Here is a 22,931-nt window from a genome sequence, read left to right on the forward strand (position 1 = left end):
TCAGATTGTTTGGGTGTTATATGGTCAAGCCTCACGGGCAATTAGTACTGGTTAGCTCAACGCCTCACAACGCTTACACACCCAGCCTATCAACGTCGTAGTCTTCGACGGCCCTTCAGGGGAATCAAGTTCCCAGTGAGATCTCATCTTGAGGCAAGTTTCCCGCTTAGATGCTTTCAGCGGTTATCTTTTCCGAACATAGCTACCCGGCAATGCCACTGGCGTGACAACCGGAACACCAGAGGTTCGTCCACTCCGGTCCTCTCGTACTAGGAGCAGCCCCTCTCAAATCTCAAACGTCCACGGCAGATAGGGACCGAACTGTCTCACGACGTTCTAAACCCAGCTCGCGTACCACTTTAAATGGCGAACAGCCATACCCTTGGGACCGGCTTCAGCCCCAGGATGTGATGAGCCGACATCGAGGTGCCAAACACCGCCGTCGATATGAACTCTTGGGCGGTATCAGCCTGTTATCCCCGGAGTACCTTTTATCCGTTGAGCGATGGCCCTTCCATACAGAACCACCGGATCACTAAGACCTACTTTCGTACCTGCTCGACGTGTCTGTCTCGCAGTCAAGCGCGCTTTTGCCTTTATACTCTGCGACCGATTTCCGACCGGTCTGAGCGCACCTTCGTACTCCTCCGTTACTCTTTAGGAGGAGACCGCCCCAGTCAAACTGCCCACCATACACTGTCCTCGATCCGGATCACGGACCAGAGTTAGAACCTCAAGCATGCCAGGGTGGTATTTCAAGGATGGCTCCACGCGAACTGGCGTCCACGCTTCAAAGCCTCCCACCTATCCTACACAAGCAGGCTCAAAGTCCAGTGCAAAGCTACAGTAAAGGTTCACGGGGTCTTTCCGTCTAGCCGCGGATACACTGCATCTTCACAGCGATTTCAATTTCACTGAGTCTCGGGTGGAGACAGCGCCGCCATCGTTACGCCATTCGTGCAGGTCGGAACTTACCCGACAAGGAATTTCGCTACCTTAGGACCGTTATAGTTACGGCCGCCGTTTACCGGGGCTTCGATCAAGAGCTTCGCTTGCGCTAACCCCATCAATTAACCTTCCGGCACCGGGCAGGCGTCACACCCTATACGTCCACTTTCGTGTTTGCAGAGTGCTGTGTTTTTAATAAACAGTCGCAGCGGCCTGGTATCTTCGACCAGCCAGAGCTTACGGAGTAAATCCTTCACCCTAGCCGGCGCACCTTCTCCCGAAGTTACGGTGCCATTTTGCCTAGTTCCTTCACCCGAGTTCTCTCAAGCGCCTTGGTATTCTCTACCCGACCACCTGTGTCGGTTTGGGGTACGGTTCCTGGTTACCTGAAGCTTAGAAGCTTTTCTTGGAAGCATGGCATCAACCACTTCGTCATCTAAAAGACGACTCGTCATCAGCTCTCGGCCTTGAAACCCCGGATTTACCTAAGATTTCAGCCTACCACCTTAAACTTGGACAACCAACGCCAAGCTGGCCTAGCCTTCTCCGTCCCTCCATCGCAGTAACCAGAAGTACAGGAATATTAACCTGTTTCCCATCGACTACGCTTTTCAGCCTCGCCTTAGGAACCGACTAACCCTGCGTCGATTAACGTTGCGCAGGAACCCTTGGTCTTTCGGCGTGGGTGTTTTTCACACCCATTGTCGTTACTCATGTCAGCATTCGCACTTCTGATACCTCCAGCAAGCTTCTCAACTCACCTTCACAGGCTTACAGAACGCTCCTCTACCGCGTCACTTGCGTGACACCCGCAGCTTCGGTGTGTGGTTTGAGCCCCGTTACATCTTCCGCGCAGGCCGACTCGACTAGTGAGCTATTACGCTTTCTTTAAAGGATGGCTGCTTCTAAGCCAACCTCCTAGCTGTCTAAGCCTTCCCACATCGTTTACCACTTAACCACAACTTTGGGACCTTAGCTGGCGGTCTGGGTTGTTTCCCTTTTCACGACGGACGTTAGCACCCGCCGTGTGTCTCCCATGCTCGGCACTTCTGGGTATTCGGAGTTTGCATCGGTTTGGTAAGTCGGGATGACCCCCTAGCCGAAACAGTGCTCTACCCCCCAGAGTGATACATGAGGCGCTACCTAAATAGCTTTCGAGGAGAACCAGCTATCTCCGAGCTTGATTAGCCTTTCACTCCGATCCACAAGTCATCCCCTACCTTTTCAACGGGAGTGGGTTCGGTCCTCCAGTCAGTGTTACCTAACCTTCAACCTGCTCATGGATAGATCGCCCGGTTTCGGGTCTATACCCAGCGACTAAACGCCCTATTAAGACTCGCTTTCGCTACGCCTACCCTATACGGTTAAGCTTGCCACTGAATATAAGTCGCTGACCCATTATACAAAAGGTACGCAGTCACCTAACAAGTAGGCTCCCACTGCTTGTACGCATACGGTTTCAGGTTCTATTTCACTCCCCTCTCCGGGGTTCTTTTCGCCTTTCCCTCACGGTACTGGTTCACTATCGGTCAGTCAGTAGTATTTAGCCTTGGAGGATGGTCCCCCCATGTTCAGACAAAGTTTCTCGTGCTCCGTCCTACTCGATTTCACTTCAAAGATCCTTTCGCGTACGGGGCTATCACCCACTATGGCCGCACTTTCCAGAGCGTTCCGCTAAAATCAATGAAGCTTAAGGGCTAATCCCCGTTCGCTCGCCACTACTAAGGGAATCTCGGTTGATTTCTTTTCCTCAGGGTACTTAGATGTTTCAGTTCCCCTGGTTCGCCTCTTGCACCTATGGATTCAGTACAAGATACCTAGGTTATCCTAGGTGGGTTCCCCCATTCAGAGATCTCCGGATCAAAGTCTGTTTGCCGACTCCCCGAAGCTTTTCGCAGGCTACCACGTCTTTCATCGCCTCTGACTGCCAAGGCATCCACCGTATGCGCTTCTTCACTTGACCATATAACCCCAAGCAATCTGGTTATACTGTGAAGACGACATTCGCCGAAAATTCGCGCTTGAACTCGCAAATTTTACCTTGACTTGAATGATCACCAGTGAAAGAGATCATTCAGTCTTACTTCTATCACATACCCGAATTTTTAAAGAACAGTTCTGGTGCAAAGACCAGAAATCAATGTTCATTCACGAACATTCATTTCTGAGCTTTCGACGATTGTTTTAGATGGTGGAGCCAAGGAGGATCGAACTCCTGACCTCCTGCGTGCAAAGCAGGCGCTCTCCCAGCTGAGCTATGGCCCCGTATCGGATCACGCAGCACACCAACAATTGGTGGGTCTGGGCAGATTCGAACTGCCGACCTCACCCTTATCAGGGGTGCGCTCTAACCAACTGAGCTACAGACCCAATCGTCTAACCAGTGAATCAAGCAATTCGTGTGGGAGCTTATGAAGAAGCTGAGATCTTCGATTAAGGAGGTGATCCAGCCGCAGGTTCCCCTACGGCTACCTTGTTACGACTTCACCCCAGTCATGAATCACTCCGTGGTAACCGTCCCCCTTGCGGTTAGACTAGCTACTTCTGGAGCAACCCACTCCCATGGTGTGACGGGCGGTGTGTACAAGGCCCGGGAACGTATTCACCGTGACATTCTGATTCACGATTACTAGCGATTCCGACTTCACGCAGTCGAGTTGCAGACTGCGATCCGGACTACGATCGGTTTTATGGGATTAGCTCCACCTCGCGGCTTGGCAACCCTTTGTACCGACCATTGTAGCACGTGTGTAGCCCTGGCCGTAAGGGCCATGATGACTTGACGTCATCCCCACCTTCCTCCGGTTTGTCACCGGCAGTCTCCTTAGAGTGCCCACCCGAGGTGCTGGTAACTAAGGACAAGGGTTGCGCTCGTTACGGGACTTAACCCAACATCTCACGACACGAGCTGACGACAGCCATGCAGCACCTGTGTCTGAGTTCCCGAAGGCACCAATCCATCTCTGGAAAGTTCTCAGCATGTCAAGGCCAGGTAAGGTTCTTCGCGTTGCTTCGAATTAAACCACATGCTCCACCGCTTGTGCGGGCCCCCGTCAATTCATTTGAGTTTTAACCTTGCGGCCGTACTCCCCAGGCGGTCGACTTATCGCGTTAGCTGCGCCACTAAGATCTCAAGGATCCCAACGGCTAGTCGACATCGTTTACGGCGTGGACTACCAGGGTATCTAATCCTGTTTGCTCCCCACGCTTTCGCACCTCAGTGTCAGTATCAGTCCAGGTGGTCGCCTTCGCCACTGGTGTTCCTTCCTATATCTACGCATTTCACCGCTACACAGGAAATTCCACCACCCTCTACCGTACTCTAGCTCAGTAGTTTTGGATGCAGTTCCCAGGTTGAGCCCGGGGATTTCACATCCAACTTGCTGAACCACCTACGCGCGCTTTACGCCCAGTAATTCCGATTAACGCTTGCACCCTTCGTATTACCGCGGCTGCTGGCACGAAGTTAGCCGGTGCTTATTCTGTTGGTAACGTCAAAACAGCAAGGTATTAACTTACTGCCCTTCCTCCCAACTTAAAGTGCTTTACAATCCGAAGACCTTCTTCACACACGCGGCATGGCTGGATCAGGCTTTCGCCCATTGTCCAATATTCCCCACTGCTGCCTCCCGTAGGAGTCTGGACCGTGTCTCAGTTCCAGTGTGACTGATCATCCTCTCAGACCAGTTACGGATCGTCGCCTTGGTAGGCCTTTACCCCACCAACTAGCTAATCCGACCTAGGCTCATCTGATAGCGTGAGGTCCGAAGATCCCCCACTTTCTCCCTCAGGACGTATGCGGTATTAGCGCCCGTTTCCGGACGTTATCCCCCACTACCAGGCAGATTCCTAGGCATTACTCACCCGTCCGCCGCTGAATCCAGGAGCAAGCTCCCTTCATCCGCTCGACTTGCATGTGTTAGGCCTGCCGCCAGCGTTCAATCTGAGCCATGATCAAACTCTTCAGTTCAATACTGCTTGGGTTTTGAGAAAACCCTAAACTTGGCTCAGCAATCGCATTCTCTTAAAAAGAGATAAAACTCTCGAATTCACGAGTGTTACTTGCGTTGCTGATAATCTTGCGATCACCAGTCTTACATCACAAGCACCCACACGAATTGCTTGATTCGACTTGTTAAAGAGCAGTTGGTCAAGGCTTTCGTCTCAACCGAGGCCGCGCATTCTACAGCAACCTCTCGTTCCGTCAAGCGTTATTTTCGAAAATTTTCTTTTCTACTCAACCGCTTGCGCCGACCTTCAAACCATCTTCCGATCAGCGGGAGGCGCATTCTACAGCGTTCAAATTCGCTGTCAAGCACCTCGGTGAAGCTTCGTTTCGAACCCCTTTCGGGACCGAACCGCTGCGGCGGACAACCTGCCGGAGCGCTTCACCACCCCTGGGAGAGAATCCGTAAATCCTTGATTTTCAAGCATTTACTCTTCGTCGTCGCCGGGAGTGGTGCGCATTATAGGGAGATAGAAACTGGCGTCAACACTTATTTGAAAGAATTATTCAGCCTTCAGCGTGATGCGCGCGAAAGCCTTCTTCCCTGCCTGGAACACACGGGTCTCACCCAGCGCCAGCATGAAGGTGCGGTCGACGACCTGCCCATCCACCTTGACGCTGCCGGCACCCAGGAGATCGCGAGCCGCAGCCGCATTCTTCACCAACCCCGCCTTATTAAGGACAGAGGCAACGGGCATATCCTCGGGGGACGACAGCTCGATCTCCGGCAGGTCTTCCGGCAGCTCGCCATCCTTCAGGCGATTGCCGGCCGACTTGTGTGCGCTCGCCGCCGCCTCCTCGCCATGGAAGCGGGCGACGATCTCCTCGGCCAGCTTGATCTTGATGTCACGCGGGTTGGCGCCCGCCTCGACGTCCTTGCGGAAGCTATCGATCTCATCCAGGGAACGGAAGCTGAGCAGTTCGAAGTAACGCCACATCAGCGTGTCAGGAATGGAGACCAGCTTGCTGTACATGACACCCGGCGCTTCCTGGATACCAATATAGTTGCCCAGCGACTTGGACATCTTCTTCACGCCATCCAGCCCTTCCAGCAACGGCATGGTCAGGATCACCTGGGCCTCCTGGCCATAGGCACGCTGCAGCTCGCGCCCCATCAGCAGGTTGAACTTCTGGTCGGTGCCACCCAACTCGACGTCCGCCTTCAGCGCGACGGAGTCATAGCCCTGGACCAGCGGATAGAGGAACTCATGGATAGCGATGGGCTGATTGCTGGCATAGCGCTTGCTAAAGTCATCGCGCTCCAGCATCCGCGCAACGGTGTACTGAGAGGCAAGACGAATGAAGTCAGCCGGGGTCAGTTGGTCCATCCAGGTGGAATTGAAGGCTACTTCGGTCTTGGCCGGGTCGAGGATCTTGAAGACCTGGGACTTGTACGTCTCCGCATTCTCCAGAACCTGCTCGCGCGTCAGGGGAGGACGGGTAACACTTTTCCCACTGGGGTCACCAATCATCCCAGTGAAGTCGCCGATGAGGAAGATCACCTGATGCCCCAGGTCCTGGAACTGGCGCAGCTTATTAATAAGCACGGTATGGCCAAGATGCAGATCGGGAGCGGTCGGGTCGAAGCCGGCCTTGATCCGCAAGGGCTGGCCACGCTTCAGCTTGGCCACCAGTTCCGCCTCTACCAGGATCTCGTCTGCACCGCGCTGGATCAGCGCCAGCTGCTCTTCAACCGACTTCATTTACAGGTTCTGCCCAATTGCCAAAATCGAAAGGGAACCAACCATACAAGATCGCAGACTAAAAACAAATTTTGCCGACCGTCAGGGGGACGGAGCCAGGCCAGACGCGACTTTTGGCTTGATTCAAGGAGATTTTGGTTATATTTTAGGCAGTTATTTATTCACAATCCAAAAACACCAATCACGCCATGACGCAATCCGATCAGAAAGCGCCGCCGTATTACCCGAAAAGCCACTTGTTGGCCGCCAGCGGTGTTGCAGCGCTCCTCAGTTTGGCACTACTGGTGTTCCCCTCGAGCGAAGTCGAGGCCAAGAGGACCACGCTCAATCTGGAGCTTGAAAGCAACACCGATCGCCTCCTTCAGGAGAAAGACGACCTCCTGCCGCAATCGGTCACCAATTCCAGCGACGAAGGCACGCCTTTCGCTCAGGTAGAAGGCGCCTCCGACGACAACACCGCCGAGCAAGACTCGGACAAACCGGGCACATCTGTAGCCGATGCCGACACCAAGCCCGTCGATCCCGAGTGGAAGACCATCACCGTCGCCAGTGGCGATACGCTGTCGACCGTATTCACCAAGGCAGGCCTTTCCACCTCGGCCATGCACGACATGCTGACCAGCAGCAAGGATGCCAAGCGCTTCACCCATCTGAAGGTCGGCCAGGAGGTCAAGCTCAAGCTCGACCCCAAAGGAGAGCTGCAGGCGCTGCGAGTCAAGCAGAGCGAACTCGAGACCATCGGCCTGGACAAGACCGACAAGGGCTACTCCTTCAAACGCGAGAAGGCCCAGATCGACCTGCATACCGCCTATGCCCATGGCCGCATCACCAGCTCGCTGTTCGTTGCCGGTCGTAACGCCGGCCTGCCCTATAACCTGGTCACGTCGCTGTCGAACATCTTCGGCTACGACATCGACTTCGCCCTCGATCTGCGTGAAGGCGACGAGTTCGACGTGATCTACGAACAACACAAGGTCAACGGCAAGCAAGTGGCGACCGGCAATATCCTCGCCGCCCGCTTCGTCAACCGTGGCAAGACCTACACCGCCGTGCGCTATACCAACAAGCAGGGCAATACCAGCTACTACCGCGCCGACGGCTCCAGCATGCGCAAGGCATTCATCCGTACGCCGGTGGATTTCGCCCGCATCAGCTCGCGCTTCTCCCTGGGCCGCCGCCACCCGATCCTGAACAAGATCCGCGCGCACAAGGGCGTCGACTACGCTGCCCCCATCGGCACACCGATCAAGGCCACCGGAGACGGCAAGATCCTCGAAGCCGGACGCAAGGGGGGCTACGGCAACGCCGTGGTGATCCAGCACGGCCAGCGCTATCGGACCATCTACGGACACATGAGCCGCTTCGCCAAGGGTATCCGCGCCGGTACCAGCGTGAAGCAGGGCCAGATCATCGGTTACGTGGGCATGACGGGCCTGGCCACCGGCCCGCACCTGCACTACGAGTTCCAGATCAATGGCCGTCACGTCGATCCGCTGAGTGCCAAGCTGCCCATGGCGGACCCGCTCGGTGGCGCAGATCGCAAGCGCTTCATTGCGCAGACCCAGCCGATGATCGCGCGCATGGATCAGGAGAAGAAAACCCTCCTGGCCCTGAACAAGCAGCGCTGATCGTGCCGCGCTACCTGGGGTTGATGTCCGGAACCAGCCTGGACGGCATGGACATCGTCCTGATCGAGCAAGGTGATCGCACCACCTTGCTCGCTTCCCATTACCTACCCATGCCGGCCGGGCTGCGCGAAGACATCCTCGCCCTGTGCGTCCCCGGACCCGATGAAATCGCCCGCGCCGCCGAAGTCGAGCAACGCTGGGTCGCCCTTGCAGCACAGGGCGTGCGCGAACTGCTGCTCCAGCAGCAGATGAGCCCCGACGGAGTCCGTGCCATCGGCAGTCACGGTCAAACCATCCGGCATGAACCCGCTCGCCACTTCACGGTGCAGATCGGCAACCCCGCCCTGCTGGCGGAGCTGACCGGCATCGATGTCGTCGCCGACTTCCGCCGCCGCGACGTCGCAGCCGGCGGCCAGGGCGCCCCGCTGGTACCGGCCTTCCATCAGGCGCTGTTTGGCGATGGTGACGCCTCCAGGGCGGTCCTGAACATCGGTGGCTTCAGCAACGTTTCGCTGCTCAGTCCCGGAAAGCCGGTACGCGGCTTCGACTGCGGCCCGGGCAACGTGCTGATGGACGCCTGGATTCATCACCAGCGCGGCGAACATTTCGACCGGGACGGTGCGTGGGCCGCCAGCGGCCAGGTGAACCACGCACTGCTGGCAAGCCTGCTGGCGGATGAATTCTTCGCCGCGCGTGGCCCCAAGAGCACCGGGCGCGAGCGCTTCAACCTGCCCTGGCTGCAGGAGCACCTGGCTCGTCACCCTGCCTTGCCGGCAGCGGATATCCAGGCAACCCTGCTGGAACTGAGCGCGCGCAGCATCAGCGAATCGCTGCTGGACGCCCAGCCGGACTGCGAAGAGGTGCTGGTATGCGGCGGCGGCGCCTTCAATACGGCGCTGATGAAGCGCCTGGCCATGCTGATGCCCGAAGCTCGGGTCGCCAGTACCGACGAATACGGCATTCCCCCTGCCTGGATGGAGGGCATGGCATTCGCCTGGCTAGCCCATCGGTTTCTCGAGCGCCTGCCCGGCAACTGCCCTGATGTGACCGGTGCGCTCGGTCCCAGGACTCTGGGCGCGCTGTATCCCGCCTGAAACGAAAACGCCGCGCATATAAGCGCGGCGTTTTCGTAGCGGCCCCATCGACGTCAGATCGAGAACGACTGTCCGCAACCGCAAGTCGTGGCGGCGTTCGGGTTCTTGATGACGAACCTCGAACCTTCCAGGCCTTCCTGGTAGTCGACTTCCGAGCCCGCCAGGTACTGGAAGCTCATCGGGTCCACCACCAGGCCCACGCCATCGCGCTCGATCACGGTATCGTCATCGGCGATATCTTCGTCGAAGGTGAAGCCATACTGGAAGCCCGAGCAACCGCCGCCGGTGACGAATACACGCAGTTTCAGGCGAGGATTGCCCTCTTCGTCAATCAACGTCTTCACCTTGTTGGCTGCGCCTGGGGTAAAGAGCAGGGGCGTAGGGGTGAAGGTCTCGATGCTCATGTTTCCGAATCTCCCGGCTTGAGGCCGTGCGTTACAACATTACGCCCATTATCCTCTTGTCCCAGAAAAATGGTCAACTAATCCACAGTTTCCACGCTGGCAGGCAGTTCCAGCGGGCGCGGACTGGCCTCGGTCATCGGGCACAGGCGGCCCTCGATCTGGGCCCCCATGGCGGTTTCGATCAGCCCATAGTGAAGATTGCCCTTCACCCGGGCCTGGGCCCCCAGCTCCAGGCGTTCGATGGCATGGATGTCGCCATCCACCTGACCGTCGATGATCACATGGGGGGCCCGGATTTCGCCGTCGACACGACCGCCGGCGCTGACCCGCACCAGCCCTTCGTGCGCCTGCAACGCTCCGCGGACGGTGCCGTCGATCTGCACCGCGCCCTTGAGGTTCATGTCACCGACCAGTTCGGCGCCGCTGGCGATCAGGCTGGTCTGCCCGGTGAAACGCTGGACGTCGGCCCGGCCTTTGTTCTTGCTCCACATAATGCTCACTCACTGCTTCGGCCAATCGAAACGGCGCTGTAGCGGTTTGGACTGGCCATTCAGCTCCGCACGTACGTCGATCAGCTTCGGGATGAAGTTCTTCGGCAGCTCCAGCTCGGCGAAACGCCCCCCTTCTGGGATCGACTGGAAATGCCGGAGGGAAATCGACAGCCCTGTCTTGCCCAGTTCCGGCGAGAGCTGTTCGAGGTCGTAGGTAGCGTCCTTGCGCGCCAGCTTGCCGCTGATGCGGACTTTCAGCCGTCCATCCAGCTTGCGGTCGTCCCTGCCCAGGCGGCTGAGCATCACCTTATAGCGGAAGCGCTGCGGGTCGTCCGTGCCCTGCACCTCAAAGGCACGGATTTCCAGCGCATCCGCCTTGCTGGCCGGCGCGACGACCCCCTTGTAGAACGCGATGTCCTGTTGCTGCTTGAACACCTGGTCCTCAAGCAGCTTGATGGTCTGCCGGCTCTGTTCGGTGGCCTGCTGGCTGAGACGTTCTCCGCTGCGCAACACCTCGATTTCGGTACGCAGGCGCTCCAGCTCGGCCTTCTGCTCGCCGATCAGGGTTTCCTGGCGTTGCACATCGGCCTCGCTGCGAGCGGCGTCCGCCCCGGTCGACCAGCGACCGCCGAGAAACGCCAGCGGAACCGCCAGCAGCAGCGCACCCACCCCGAGGCGGACCAGCCAGGCCCGCCGTGGATCACGGAACTGGAGTTCCCAGCCGGACATCAGGGGAGCAGGGCCGCATGCGAGAGGCCCAGGCGCTCGTCCAGCCCGAACAGGATGTTCATGTTCTGGAGCGCCTGACCCGAGGCGCCCTTGACCAGGTTGTCGATCACCGACAGCACCACCACCAGGTCGCCGCCCTGGGGGCGATGCACGGCGATTCGGCAGACATTGGCGCCACGCACGCTGCGGGTCTCCGGATGGCTGCCGGCCGGCATCACGTCGACGAAGGGTTCGTCGGCGTAGCGCTTCTCGAACAACGCCTGGAGGTCGACCGAGCGATCCGCGACATGGGCATAAAGGGTTGCATGGATACCGCGGATCATTGGCGTCAGGTGCGGTACGAACGTCAGCCCGACCTCGCCGCCGGAGGCCCGACGCAGGCCCTGGCTGATTTCCGGGAGATGCCGATGCCCTTTGACCGCGTAGGCCATCATGCTTTCGCCCGCCTCGCAGAACAGCGAGCCAACCTTGGCACCCCGACCGGCGCCGCTGACCCCGGACTTGCAATCGGCGATCAGCCGCGAGGCGTCGGCCAGGCCGGCCTCCAGCAGCGGGATCAGGCCCAGCTGGGTCGCGGTCGGGTAGCAACCCGGCACGGCGATCAGGCGGGCTTGGCGGATCTTCTCGCGGTTCACTTCCGGCAGGCCGTAGACAGCCTCGTCGAGCAGCGCCGGAGCGCCATGCGGCTGTCCGTACCAGCGCGCCCACTCCTCGGCGTCCGCCAGGCGGAAGTCAGCGGACAGATCGATGACCCGGGTCCCGGCGTCCAGCAGTTCGCCAGCCAGCGCGTGCGCCACGCCGTGCGGCGTGGCGAAGAACACCACGTCGCAGGCGCCGAGGCGCTGCGCGTCCGGCACGCTGAACTGCAGGTCATCATAATGACCTCGCAGGTTCGGGTACATGTCGGCGACCTTCACCCCCGCCTCGGAACGTGAAGTGATCACTTCCACCCGGGCCTGCGGATGCTGCGCCAGCAGGCGCAGCAGTTCCACGCCTGTATAACCCGTACCGCCAACGATGCCGACCTTGATCATCTGTCCATCACTCCGCGCGCTGAGGCAAGCTAGCCAAAAGAGGCCAATGATAAGAGCCGAGCGCCGGCATGAACAGCGCTGGGCGTCCGGCTTTGCGACCGGTTCGGCCCTTCGGTCGGCAGTCTAGCCCCCGGGGTCGTCGGGCAGAAATTGCTGCGAGGCCCTATCCGAATGTTCCTACCTGTTATGCGGCCATATCTGCCGGCAAATCAGACAGCGGCAAGCCGCCAGGGTGACGCGTTCCAGCCATCCCTCTACTATCGGGGCACCGTGATCAAGAGGATGTCCTGATGTACATGTGGCTCAAAGCCTTCCATATCATCGCCGTGGTCTGCTGGTTCGCCGGCCTGTTCTACCTGCCGCGCCTGTTCGTCTACCACGCCATGAGCGAGGACCAGACCAGCCGGGAACGCTTCTGCGTCATGGAGCGCAAGCTCTACCGAGGGATCATGATGCCCTCGATGCTCGCCACCCTGGTCCTTGGCCTCTGGATGCTCTATCTCACCCCCGGCTGGCTGAGCCAAGGCTGGCTGCACGCCAAGCTGACCCTGGTGGTCCTGCTGATCGGCTACCACCACGCCTGCGGCGCCATGCTCAAGCGCTTCGCCCGCGGCGAGCCGGGGCGCAGCCATGTGTTCTACCGCTGGTTCAACGAAGTGCCTGTACTGTTCCTGCTGCTGATCGTCCTACTGGTGGTGCTCAAACCTTTCTGACCCAGGAGTCCTGTCCATGTCCTTGCCCGCCCTGCTCGACCAACGCCTGCGACTGCCGATGGTGGCCGCGCCGATGTTCCTGGTATCCAACCCGCAGTTGGTGCTGGCCTGCTGCCGCAGCGGCATCGTCGGCAGCTTCCCGGCGCTCAACCAGCGCGAGAGCAGCGGCTTCGAGGGATGGCTGGAGGAAATCGGGGCCGGCCTGCAGGCGCTGGACAATCCCGCGCCCTATGCGGTGAACCTGATCGTCCACAACACCAATCCGCGGTTGCAGGCCGACCTGCGGATCTGCGTCGAGCACCGCGTACCGATCGTCATCACCAGCCTCGGCGCAGTGCGCGAAGTGGTAGACGCTGTGCATAGCTACGGCGGCCTGGTGTTCCACGACGTCACCACCCGCCGCCACGCCGAAAAAGCCGCCGAGGCCGGGGTCGACGGCCTGATCGCGGTGGCGGCCGGCGCGGGCGGGCACGCCGGGACCTGGAGCCCTTTCGCGCTGGTCGCGGAAATCCGCCAGTTCTTCGACAAGACCCTGCTGTTGGCCGGCTGCATCAACCACGGCCACGAGATTCTCGCCGCACAGATGCTCGGCGCCGACCTGGCCTATCTCGGCACTCGCTTCATCGCCACCCGCGAGAGCAATGCTTCCGACGCCTACAAGCAGATGATCCTGGAGGCACGCGCCGCCGACATCGTGCACACCCCGGCGGTGTCCGGCGTACCGGCCAGCTTCATGCGGCAAAGCCTGGAGGCCGCCGGCTACGATCTGAAGCGCCTGACCGACAAGGCAGACATGAACTACGGCGAGAAACTCAAGCCGGTGAACGACGAGGCCAAGGCCTGGAAGACCGTGTGGTCCGCCGGCCAGGGCGCGGGCAACATAGACGACTTGCCCGGCGTCGACGAGTTGGTCGCCCGCCTCGACCGGGAATATCGCGCCGCCCTGCGGAACATGGATCGCCTGGCCAACCGCTGGCCGCGCTGAAACCGCCGGGTCACGGCGCCCCGGCTTGTGCGGGAGTTCTCATCTCGCGCTTGTGGGCGCCAAGGCCGCCGATTAGGCTGTCGGCTGCATTTCTCTCACCCCAGCTGACAAGGATGCCTGCATGACCGACCAACGCTTCAAGATCGTCTTCTCCGGCGAGCTGATGCCCGACGCATCGCTCGAAACCGTGAAGGACAATCTCGCCCGCCTGTTCAAGAGCGAACCGGGCAAGATCGACGCCCTCTTCGGCGGTCGCCCGGTGGTGCTGAAACGCGAACTTCCAGAGGCCGAGGCGGAGCGTTACCTGACCGCCTTGCGCCAGGCCGGCGCCAATGCCTACAAGGAAGTCGACCTGGCGGCCAGCCTGAGCCTGGTGGAAACGCCCGATCACAACCCCCAGGTCGCGGAGGAAACCCCGGCGCAAGACCTGCCTCCCATGACCTGCCCGAAATGCGGCCATGAACAGCCCAGCGGAGCGGAATGTTCGGCCTGCGGCGTCATCATCGAGAAGTACCTGGCACGCCAGGCGCAGCTCGGCGAAAACGCCGCGCCTGCGGCCACCGCGGCTGCGGGCGCGTCTCCCTACACACCACCCAGCGCCCAGGTCGGCGACGCTCTCCCCGAGTTCGGCGAGCTGAACGTGTTCACCACCAACGGCCGGATCGGACGCCTGCGCTATCTCGGCTGGTCGATGGCGATGACGCTGTGCTTCCTGGTCATCATGGGCCTGGGCTTCCTGCTCGGCGAAACCGTCGGCGTGGCCGTCACCGCCCTGGCCTCGATCGCCTTCATCGTCATCGCCGTGATGATCGGCGTGCAGCGCCTGCATGACCTCGGCTGGTCGGGCTGGCTCTGGCTGCTCAACTTCGTCCCCTTCGTCGGCAGCGTGTTCGGCATCCTGATGCTGGTCCTGCCCGGCAGCACCGGCGCCAACCGCTACGGTCCGCCGCCGCCGGCGAACAGCACCGGGGTGAAAGTCCTGGCCAGTCTGATCATCCTGCTGCCGATAGTCGGTATCATCGCCGCCATCGCCCTGCCGTCCTACCAGGGTTACCTGGAGCGAGCGAACTATGACGGCGGCGCCAGCGCTCCAGCCGACCCGTACACCACCGACGAGCAGGCCGCCGCAGCGGCGGCCGAAGCCGATGAAGCCGCCACGGCGGCGGCAGAGGCCATGGAAGACGGCGACCAACAGTAGCCACGCAACCCCTCGCGACGGGCGGGGTCCAATTCCCCGTCCGTTTCGGAGAAGTCTCGAATGCCCCGTTATGCCCTGATCACCGGCGCTTCCAGCGGTATCGGCCTGGCCCTAGCCGAAGCCCTGGCCCGGCGCGGTCGCGCCCTGATCCTGGTGGCGCGCCAGCGCGACGCGCTGGAGAGCATCGCCTATGAGCTGGCGCAGCGTTTCGGCGTGGAAGTGCTGTTCCGCACCTGCGATCTTTCCGAGCCGCTGCAACTGTCAGGGTTGTTGCACGAACTGGAACAGGGCGAACGACAGATCGACCTGCTGGTTAACAATGCCGGGATCGGTACCTCCGGCCCCTTCATCGACCAGGAATGGGCGCGGGAACAGGAGCTGATCGAACTCAACATCCTGGCCCTGGCCCGCCTTTGCCACTCCCTCGGCGCCCGCATGGTGGCACAGGGCGGTGGCCAGATACTCAATATCGCCTCGGTGGCCGCCTTCCAGCCCGGCGCCTGGATGAGCAACTACTACGCCAGCAAGGCCTACGTCCTGCACTTCTCGGAAGGCTTGCGGGAAGAACTGAAAGAGCGCGGCGTCAAGGTCTCGGTGCTGTGCCCTGGGCCAACCCGCACGGCATTCTTCCGGGAAGCCGGGATGCGGCTCGGCAGGCTCGACCGGAGCAAGCTGATGATGACCCCGGAGGAAGTCGCGCTGCTGGCCCTGCGCGGGCTGGACAAGAACCGCGCCCTGATCGTCCCCGGTTGGCGCAATCGCCTGCTGGCGCTGAGCCCACGCCTGGCGCCACGCTGGCTGGTGCGCCGACTCGCCGCGCGGATCAACGCCTCGGCGGTACCCTCCGCCCCACGGGGTTGACCGGCCTCTCCTCGCAGGGCGGCAAGGTTCGCCGTTGGCTCAGTCTGCCGGTACCGCCCGCCCCTTGGCCCAGGTCCGCAGCGCGGCGAGCTTTTCCGCCATCAGCACCGACAGCGGCGAGGTTCGCGCCAGTTCCCTGAGCAACAGATCCTGATCCACCGCCTGCTGTCGCGCCTGCCCGGCGTACAGTGCCGCCACCACCGCCTGCTCGATCTCCGCCCCGCTGAAACCCTCGCTGGCAGCCGCCAGCAGATGGAGGTCGAACTGTGCCGGCTCCAGCTCGCGGCGTTGCAGGTGGATGCGGAAGATCTCGGCGCGAACCTCCGGCGTCGGCAGGTCGACGAAGAACAATTCGTCGAAGCGTCCCTTGCGGATCAGTTCGGGCGGCAGGCGGTCGATAGCGTTCGCGGTGGCGACCATGAAGACCGGCGCCTCGCGCTCGGCCATCCAGGTCAGCAGGGTACCCAGCACGCGCTGACTGACGCCGTTGTCCTGGTCGCCACCAGAAATGCCCTTCTCCACTTCATCCATCCACAGCACGCAGGGCGCCATCTGTTCGGCCAGGCGCAGCGCCTCGCGCAGGTTGCGCTCGGTTTCGCCGAAGTACTTGTTGTAGAGACAGGCGAAATCCAGACGCAGCAACGGCAAGCCCCAGAGGCCGGCCACCGCCTTGGCCGCCAGGCTCTTGCCGGCGCCCTGTACGCCGACCAGCATCATGCCCTTCGGCTGGTCGCCAGGCGTGCCGGCGAGGAACGCCGACTGACGCTCGCCGAGCCAGCGCTTGAGCGCGGCAAGCCCGCCGACCTCGGCGAAGCGCGCGGTGTCGTACTCGAAGCTCAGCACGCCCTCCAGGTCGAGTAGCTGGAACTTGGTGCGGTTCAGCTCGGGCAGGTCCTCCTGGGTGATCGCTCCATCGTTGCAGATCACGTTGCGCGCCAGCAGTCGCGCCTCGGCATGGCTGAGCCCGCGCAGGTTCTTCACCACCTGCTGCAGGGTGCGGTTGTCGGTGCGCACGCGGGCACCACGGTTGCGCTCGCTCCAGCGCGTCGCTTCCTCGCGGACGATGCCGAGCAGTTCGTCCTCGCTGGGCAGGGACAGCGAGAACCGCGCGGCGAAGCGCTGCACCTCGGCCGGCAGCTTCAGCGCATGGGACACCAGCACCACGGTCGGTCGATGATTGCCTTCGGCCATGGCGATTTCCTTGAGCAGGCGCACCAGGGTCGGGCTGTCGCCAAGGAAAGGATGCAGGTCGCAGAGCACGTAGAGATTCGCCTGCTGATCGTGCTTGATCAAGCGCAACGCCGCGACCGGGTCGCGGCTCTCCTCCCCGCCCAGCGGCTCGCCGCCGAAGCCCAGGCGCTGCACGCCCTCGGTCACCGACCAGGCATACAGGCCAAGGCCGCGCCTGACCGCCAGGCCGGTGAGGGTTTCCATCACCTTCGGCTCGTCCCAGGACTCGATCAGGATCAGCTTGACCCGGGAATCCAGGACCAGGCCGAGGTCGTGTATGTCGTTCTTCACTGCGGCTCCTTCACGCTTGGGCGGTCGCGACGGGCACCGCTACACTCGGGAAAGCACCCGAGGCCGGAGGAATCGCCCATGGACTGTCTGTTCTGCAAGATCGTGGCGGGGGAAGTTCCCGCGCGCAAGTTCTACGAAGACGAGGAAGTTGTCGCGTTTCACGATATCGGCCCGCAGGCGCCGGTGCACTTCCTGGTCATCCCGAAAAGGCACATTCCCACCCTCGAGCACCTGACCGAGGCCGACCGGCCGCTGGCAGGCCATATCCTCTTCACCGCCCAGCGCCTGGCCCGGGAGCAGGGCTGCGAGGAAGGCTTCCGTGTGGTGATGAACTGCAACGACCTTGGCGGGCAGACCGTGCACCACATCCACATGCACGTGCTGGGTCAACGCCAGATGCACTGGCCGCCGGGTTGAATCCCTGCTGGCGCTGCGACATCGCAGCCCGTCCGCAACATCCTGCTATCAGCGCACTTCCGGTAAACTGGTGCGATCTTTCGTTTCCGGAGGTGCGCCATGTCCGCCGACCGCCACTATTCGCCCATCGACCGTTTCCTGCTGCAGGCCGACTCCGCCCTGCGCACCCTGCTGCCGTTCAGCGGCCAGCCGGCGCGACCGTCGCCGGCCATCGTGGAACCCGATGGCGAACTGAGCGAGGAAGACACCCGCCATATCGCCGGCCTGATGCGCATCAACCACACCGGCGAGGTCTGCGCCCAGGCGCTGTACCAGGGCCAGTCGCTGACCGCCAAGCTGCCCGAGGTCCGCGAGGCGATGGAGGAAGCCGCCGAGGAGGAGATCGACCACCTGGCCTGGTGCGAGCAACGCATCCGCCAGTTGGGCAGCCGTCCCAGCGTCCTCAATCCGATCTTCTACGGCCTGTCCTTCGGCGTCGGTGCCGCCGCCGGGCTGGTCAGCGACCGGGTCAGCCTGGGCTTCGTCGCCGCCACCGAAGACCAGGTGTGCAAGCATCTGGACGAACACCTGGCGCAGATTCCCCAGGAGGATCGGAAATCCCGTGCCATCCTCGAGCAGATGCGTATCGACGAGGAACAGCATTCGAGCAACGCCCTGGCCGCCGGCGGCCTGCGCTTCCCGGCACCGGTGAAGCTGGGCATGAGCCTGCTGGCGAAGGTGATGACCAAGAGCACCTACCGCATCTGAATCGCACGCATGAAAAAGCCCGCTCGAAGCGGGCTTTTTCTTTCTCGTGTGCGATCAGCGCGGCATGTTGCGCGCGTAGAAGATCTCCAGCATTTCGTGCTTGAGCCGTTCCGTGACCTGCTCACGCTGTTCCGCCGAGAGCGTCCGGGTAGCGTCGCCGAACAGGTAGTTCTCCAGTTCGAAGTCCTTGAGCAGCATCTTGGTGTGGAACAGGTTCTCCTGGTACACGTTCACGTCGGTCATCTGGTAGGCCTCGCGCGTGTCGTCGGAGAGATAGTTCTGGATCGAGTTGATCTCGTGGTCGATGAAATGCTTGCGCCCCTCGATGTCGCGGGTGAAGCCGCGGACCCGATAGTCGACCGTGACGATGTCCGAGTCGAACTGGTGGATCAGGTAGTTCAGGGCCTTCAGCGGGGAGATCACTCCGCAGGTGGAAACGTCGATGTCCACGCGGAAGGTCGCGATGCCGTCCACCGGATGGATTTCCGGGTAGGTATGCACGGTGATGTGGCTCTTGTCCAGGTGCGCCAGGATGGTGTCCGGCAGCGGGCCCGGGGACTCTTCGATCTGGCTGTCGGTCGGAGTGACCGGCTGCTCGGAGATCAGGATGGTCACGCTGGCGCCCTGGGGGTCGTAGTCCTGACGCGCGATGTTCAGGATATTGGCGCCGATGATGTCGACAACATCGGTAAGAATCTGCGTCAGACGCTCCGCGTCATACTCTTCGTCGATGTACTGCACGTAGGCCTGGAGGTCTTCGGGCGTCTCGGCGTAGCAGATGTCGTAGATGTTGAAGCTCAAGGTCTTCGTCAGGTTGTTGAACCCGTGGAGCTTGAGTTTGCTTTTCACCGTGGGGAACTCTCTCGGTTGCTTGCGGCTCTGCCGCAGGGTTGGGGCATGCCCGTCAGATGCGAACGACGCACCTGCGTAGGACGGTTAACACCTCTTCGCGATGGCGATTGTGGTTTGTTGAGTTGCACGGGCGCCGGCTGGCGCCATTGGTCACCCGACCGGGATGGCTCGGGAAACGTCTATCAGAGCGGAAGAATCTTCCGAACTGAACGGCCGCCCGACGGAATCGCGCGGCACGAAAAAAGGGGCGCATTATGCAGAGCCAATCAAGCCTCCGCCAGAGTTTGCGCCCCTTTTATGATGACCGGATGTCGTCTCAGCCGAGTTCGACGATCTCGTAGTCGTGGGTGATCTCCACCCCGCCGCGACCGAGCATGATCGACGCCGAGCAGTATTTCTCCGCCGACAGCTCCACCGCGCGCTTGACCTGGGCCTCCTTGAGACCGCGGCCCTTGACCACGAAGTGCACGTGGATCTTCGTGAACACCTTGGGCTCCTCGTCGGCCCTTTCGGCCTCGAGGAAGGCTTCGCAGCTCTCCACCGGCTGGCGCGCCTTCTTCAGGATGCTGACCACATCGAAGTTGGTGCAGCCGCCGAGGCCGATCAGGACCATCTCCATAGGGCGCACCCCGAGGTTGCGTCCGCCATGGTCCGGCGGACCGTCCATGACCACCACGTGGCCGCTACCGGACTCGCCGAGGAACATCGCCTCGCCCGCCCACTGGATACGCGCTTTCATCGTTCAGACTCCCGCCGGCAAAGGGCGCCAGCTTAGCACAGGGCCCAAGGACAGTACGGGATCACAGTCCTGATAGCTGCGTCGCAAAATCACATCGACCTTCATGGTCCGTCTGTTAAGCTGGACGCGGTTTACTGGCACACTTCCTGATCTGCCCGGTTGGGGGGAGCTCTCCGCTGAGCTCCCGGGCCCTGGCAGGTCTCTCCATAAGAACTCAAAAAAACATCGCCTTGTACGTCAGGCATATTCTTTATTCTTTCGGGACTCGGGCATGGTAGCTATTACCCACACACCCAAACTCAAACACCTAGACAAGCTGCTCGCACACTGTCACCGCCGCCGCTACACCGCAAAGAGCACCATCATCTATGCCGGCGATCGCTGCGAAACGCTGTTCTTCATCATCAAGGGTTCGGTCACCATCCTCATCGAGGACGACGACGGCCGCGAAATGATCATCGGCTACCTCAACAGCGGTGATTTCTTCGGCGAGCTGGGATTGTTCGAAAAGGAAGGCAGCGAACAGGAACGCAGCGCCTGGGTTCGCGCCAAGGTGGAATGCGAAGTCGCCGAGATCAGCTATGCGAAGTTCCGCGAACTGTCGCAGCAGGACTCGGAGATCCTCTACACCCTCGGCAGCCAGATGGCCGACCGCCTGCGCAAGACCACCCGCAAGGTGGGCGACCTGGCCTTCCTCGACGTCACCGGACGCGTCGCCCGCACCTTGCTGGACCTGTGCCAGCAACCGGACGCCATGACCCACCCGGACGGCATGCAGATCAAGATCACCCGCCAGGAGATCGGCCGGATCGTCGGCTGCTCGCGGGAAATGGTCGGACGCGTGCTGAAGAGCCTGGAGGAGCAGGGCCTGGTGCATGTGAAAGGAAAGACCATGGTGGTCTTCGGCACCCGCTGAACAGCACCCATGAAAAAGGCCGGTCGCAACCGGCCTTTTTCATGGGATTCGACAGCGCGGATCAGTCAGGATCGGCGCCCAGCACCACGCCGCCACGCTCCTGGAAGAACAGGCGCTTCAACTCCAGGCCAGGATCGTCGGCCCGCATGAACGCCTCGCCAACCAGGAAGGCATAGACCTCGCTGACTTCCATCAGCTCCACGTCGGCCCGGTTGAGAATACCGCTCTCGGTGACCACCAGGCGGTCGCGGGGAATTTCCGGCAACAGGTCGAGGGTGGTTTCCAGGCTCACCTCGAAGGTGTGCAGGTTGCGGTTGTTGATGCCCACCAACGGCGTGTCCAGGGTCTTCAGCGCACGTTCCAGCTCGGTGCCGTCATGCACTTCGACCAGTACGTCGAGACCGACCGACTTGGCAGTCGCCGCCAGTTCGGCCATCAGCACGTCGTCCAGCGCCGAGACGATCAGCAGGATGCAGTCGGCACCGATCGCCCGCGCCTCGACGATCTGGTACGGATCGATCATGAAGTCCTTGCGGATCACCGGCAGCGCACAGGCGGCCCGCGCTTCCTTCAGATAGGCATCGGCGCCCTGGAAGAAGTCCACGTCGGTGAGCACCGACAGGCACGCCGCGCCACCCGCCTCGTAGCTGCGGGCTATCTCCGCCGGGACGAAGTGTTCGCGCAGCACGCCCTTGCTCGGCGATGCCTTCTTGATCTCGGCGATCACTGCCGGCTCCTTGCGCTTGGCCCGCTCCAGCAGGGCATTGGCGAAGCCGCGCGGCGCATCGGCGCTACGCGCCAGCCGCTCGACCTCGGCCAGGTTGACGCGCGCACGGCGCTCGGCGACCTCCTCGGCCTTGCGGGCGAGGATCTTCTGCAGAACCGTCGGCACACTCACTGTGCGTTCTCCTCTCTGTAAACGGCGGTGAAGGCCACCAGTTCGTCCATCTTCTCCCGTGCCAGCCCGGTGTGCAGGGCATCGTGGGCGAGTTGAATGCCCTCGTGCAGGCTGGTCGCCAGATCGGCAGCGTACAGTGCCGGGCCGGCATTCATCACGATCAGCTCGGCGGCCTTCTGCCCAGCCTCGGTCTTGCGCCGCCCCAAAGCGTCGCGGATCAGTTCCAGCGAGGCCTGCGGACTGTCGACCTCCAGCCCCATCAGGGTCTGGCTCTTGATCCCGAAGTCCTCGGGACGCACTTCGTACTCGCGTACCTCGCCGTCCTTCAACTCGGCAATGTGGGTCGCCGCGGCCAGACTGAACTCGTCCAGCCCGTCGCGCGAATGCACCACCAGCACATGCTCGCTGCCGAGACGCTTGAGCACTTCAGCCAGCGGCTTGCACAGTTCCTGGGTGAACACCCCGACCACCTGGTGCCTGACTCCCGCCGGGTTGGTCAGTGGGCCAAGCATGTTGAACAGAGTCCGCAAGCCCAGCTCGCGGCGCGGACCGGCGGCGTACTTCATCGCCTTGTGGTGGACCTGGGCGAACATGAACCCGACGCCGACGGTGTCGATGCAACGCGCCACCTGTTCGGAGGTCAGCTCCAGGTAGATGCCGGCGGCTTCCAGCAAGTCGGCGCTGCCGCTCTTGCCGGAGACCGCGCGGTTACCGTGTTTGGCGACCTTGCCGCCAGCGGCGGCGACCACGAAGGACGCCGCCGAGGACACGTTGAAGATGTTCGCGCCATCGCCGCCGGTGCCGACCACGTCGACCACATGCTTCAGCGTAGGCAACTGCACGCCGTCGGCCAGTTCGCGCATCACCGCCACCGCGCCGACGATCTCGTCGATGGTTTCGCTCTTCATCCGCATGCCCATCAGGAAGGCGCCGATCTGCGCGTCGGTGCATTGCCCGGTCATGATCTGGCGCATGACCGCCTGCATTTCCTCGGTGGTCAGGTCGAGCTGGTTGACGATGCGATTGAGGGCTCCCTTGATATCCATC

19 protein-coding genes, 2 tRNA genes and 2 rRNA genes are annotated in these 22,931 nt (G+C 61.4%); 9 read left to right on the plus strand and 14 right to left on the minus strand.

The window, feature by feature from the left end; all coding sequences use genetic code 11:
• Positions 1-20: 20 nt before the first annotated feature.
• The 5 genes from ACTJJX_RS02020 to tyrS form a co-directional block, all read right to left on the minus strand.
• A 23S ribosomal RNA gene (locus ACTJJX_RS02020) occupies positions 21-2,911 on the minus strand.
• 226 nt (positions 2,912-3,137) lie between these two features.
• Positions 3,138-3,213 (minus strand) — tRNA-Ala (locus ACTJJX_RS02025).
• Positions 3,214-3,241: 28 nt separating this feature from the next.
• Positions 3,242-3,318, minus strand: a tRNA-Ile gene (locus ACTJJX_RS02030).
• Between the two features lie 64 nt (positions 3,319-3,382).
• A 16S ribosomal RNA gene (locus ACTJJX_RS02035) occupies positions 3,383-4,918 on the minus strand.
• The 16S and 23S rRNA genes sit together here with 2 tRNA genes alongside, the layout of an rRNA operon.
• 539 nt (positions 4,919-5,457) lie before the next feature.
• Positions 5,458-6,657, minus strand: a complete 1,200-nt coding sequence (tyrS, locus tag ACTJJX_RS02040) for a tyrosine--tRNA ligase (RefSeq protein WP_003101660.1) — start codon at positions 6,655-6,657, stop codon at positions 5,458-5,460.
• A gap of 188 nt (positions 6,658-6,845) precedes the next feature.
• Between tyrS and ACTJJX_RS02045 the strand changes: the two genes are divergently transcribed.
• Both ACTJJX_RS02045 and ACTJJX_RS02050 read left to right on the plus strand, forming a co-directional pair.
• A complete protein-coding gene (locus tag ACTJJX_RS02045) occupies positions 6,846-8,285 on the plus strand; it encodes a peptidoglycan DD-metalloendopeptidase family protein (protein ID WP_023081591.1) in 1,440 nt (479 codons plus the stop codon).
• 2 nt (positions 8,286-8,287) lie between these two features.
• On the plus strand, positions 8,288-9,379 hold the full coding sequence (locus tag ACTJJX_RS02050; RefSeq protein ID WP_016852420.1) for an anhydro-N-acetylmuramic acid kinase: 1,092 nt from the start codon (positions 8,288-8,290) through the stop codon (positions 9,377-9,379).
• A 53-nt stretch (positions 9,380-9,432) separates the two neighbouring features.
• Here ACTJJX_RS02050 and erpA read toward each other — a convergent pair whose 3' ends face one another.
• The 4 genes from erpA to argC all read right to left on the minus strand — a co-directional run bounded on the left by erpA (position 9,433) and on the right by argC (position 12,037).
• Positions 9,433-9,783, minus strand: a complete 351-nt coding sequence (erpA, locus tag ACTJJX_RS02055; RefSeq protein ID WP_003085254.1) for an iron-sulfur cluster insertion protein ErpA — start codon at positions 9,781-9,783, stop codon at positions 9,433-9,435.
• 77 nt (positions 9,784-9,860) lie between these two features.
• Positions 9,861-10,283: a bactofilin family protein gene (locus ACTJJX_RS02060; RefSeq protein ID WP_003120826.1), complete on the minus strand. Its 423-nt coding sequence runs from the start codon at positions 10,281-10,283 to the stop codon at positions 9,861-9,863.
• Positions 10,284-11,003 (minus strand): DUF6776 family protein, encoded by a 720-nt coding sequence (locus ACTJJX_RS02065; protein ID WP_016852419.1) that lies wholly within the window; start codon positions 11,001-11,003, stop codon positions 10,284-10,286.
• Positions 11,003-12,037, minus strand: a complete 1,035-nt coding sequence (gene argC, locus ACTJJX_RS02070) for an N-acetyl-gamma-glutamyl-phosphate reductase (RefSeq protein ID WP_003085247.1) — start codon at positions 12,035-12,037, stop codon at positions 11,003-11,005. The genes ACTJJX_RS02065 and argC overlap by 1 nt, the downstream gene beginning before the upstream one ends.
• A gap of 290 nt (positions 12,038-12,327) precedes the next feature.
• On the opposite strand from argC, the gene hemJ reads away from it, so the two are divergent.
• The 4 genes from hemJ to ACTJJX_RS02090 all read left to right on the plus strand — a co-directional run bounded on the left by hemJ (position 12,328) and on the right by ACTJJX_RS02090 (position 15,794).
• A complete protein-coding gene (hemJ, locus tag ACTJJX_RS02075) occupies positions 12,328-12,750 on the plus strand; it encodes a protoporphyrinogen oxidase HemJ (protein WP_003113170.1) in 423 nt (140 codons plus the stop codon).
• 16 nt (positions 12,751-12,766) lie between these two features.
• Positions 12,767-13,735: an NAD(P)H-dependent flavin oxidoreductase gene (locus ACTJJX_RS02080; RefSeq protein ID WP_003117983.1), complete on the plus strand. Its 969-nt coding sequence runs from the start codon at positions 12,767-12,769 to the stop codon at positions 13,733-13,735.
• A 121-nt stretch (positions 13,736-13,856) separates the two neighbouring features.
• Positions 13,857-14,933: a DUF805 domain-containing protein gene (locus ACTJJX_RS02085; protein WP_016852418.1), complete on the plus strand. Its 1,077-nt coding sequence runs from the start codon at positions 13,857-13,859 to the stop codon at positions 14,931-14,933.
• Positions 14,934-14,993: 60 nt separating this feature from the next.
• Positions 14,994-15,794, plus strand: coding sequence for an SDR family NAD(P)-dependent oxidoreductase (locus tag ACTJJX_RS02090; RefSeq protein ID WP_003142814.1), 801 nt, complete (start codon positions 14,994-14,996; stop codon positions 15,792-15,794).
• 39 nt (positions 15,795-15,833) lie between these two features.
• On the opposite strand, the gene ACTJJX_RS02095 is transcribed toward ACTJJX_RS02090, so the two are convergent.
• Entirely contained in the window at positions 15,834-17,315 is a 1,482-nt protein-coding gene (locus tag ACTJJX_RS02095) for an AAA family ATPase (protein WP_003117981.1), read from the minus strand.
• Between the two features lie 78 nt (positions 17,316-17,393).
• On the opposite strand from ACTJJX_RS02095, the gene ACTJJX_RS02100 reads away from it, so the two are divergent.
• Complete coding sequence (locus tag ACTJJX_RS02100; protein ID WP_003085225.1) at positions 17,394-17,732, plus strand: histidine triad nucleotide-binding protein; 339 nt, start codon at positions 17,394-17,396, stop codon at positions 17,730-17,732.
• A gap of 99 nt (positions 17,733-17,831) precedes the next feature.
• Positions 17,832-18,479, plus strand: coding sequence for a 2-polyprenyl-3-methyl-6-methoxy-1,4-benzoquinone monooxygenase (gene coq7 / locus ACTJJX_RS02105; protein WP_003085224.1), 648 nt, complete (start codon positions 17,832-17,834; stop codon positions 18,477-18,479).
• Between the two features lie 54 nt (positions 18,480-18,533).
• On the opposite strand, the gene speD is transcribed toward coq7, so the two are convergent.
• Entirely contained in the window at positions 18,534-19,328 is a 795-nt protein-coding gene (gene speD / locus ACTJJX_RS02110) for an adenosylmethionine decarboxylase (protein ID WP_003101641.1), read from the minus strand.
• A 319-nt stretch (positions 19,329-19,647) separates the two neighbouring features.
• On the minus strand, positions 19,648-20,070 hold the full coding sequence (locus tag ACTJJX_RS02115) for an OsmC family protein (protein WP_003085219.1): 423 nt from the start codon (positions 20,068-20,070) through the stop codon (positions 19,648-19,650).
• Between the two features lie 271 nt (positions 20,071-20,341).
• On the opposite strand from ACTJJX_RS02115, the gene crp reads away from it, so the two are divergent.
• The gene (gene crp, locus ACTJJX_RS02120) at positions 20,342-20,986 is read left to right on the plus strand and encodes a cAMP-activated global transcriptional regulator CRP (RefSeq protein ID WP_003085214.1); all 645 of its coding nucleotides are present in this window, start codon (positions 20,342-20,344) and stop codon (positions 20,984-20,986) included.
• A gap of 61 nt (positions 20,987-21,047) precedes the next feature.
• On the opposite strand, the gene trpC is transcribed toward crp, so the two are convergent.
• Both trpC and trpD read right to left on the minus strand, forming a co-directional pair.
• Entirely contained in the window at positions 21,048-21,884 is an 837-nt protein-coding gene (trpC, locus tag ACTJJX_RS02125; RefSeq protein ID WP_003085205.1) for an indole-3-glycerol phosphate synthase TrpC, read from the minus strand.
• Positions 21,881-22,930 (minus strand): anthranilate phosphoribosyltransferase, encoded by a 1,050-nt coding sequence (gene trpD, locus ACTJJX_RS02130; RefSeq protein WP_003085203.1) that lies wholly within the window; start codon positions 22,928-22,930, stop codon positions 21,881-21,883. The genes trpC and trpD overlap by 4 nt, the downstream gene beginning before the upstream one ends.
• Position 22,931: the final 1 nt, after the last annotated feature.

This window comes from Pseudomonas sp. 22490, from assembly GCF_052044465.1.
Lineage (GTDB): Bacteria > Pseudomonadota > Gammaproteobacteria > Pseudomonadales > Pseudomonadaceae > Pseudomonas > Pseudomonas aeruginosa.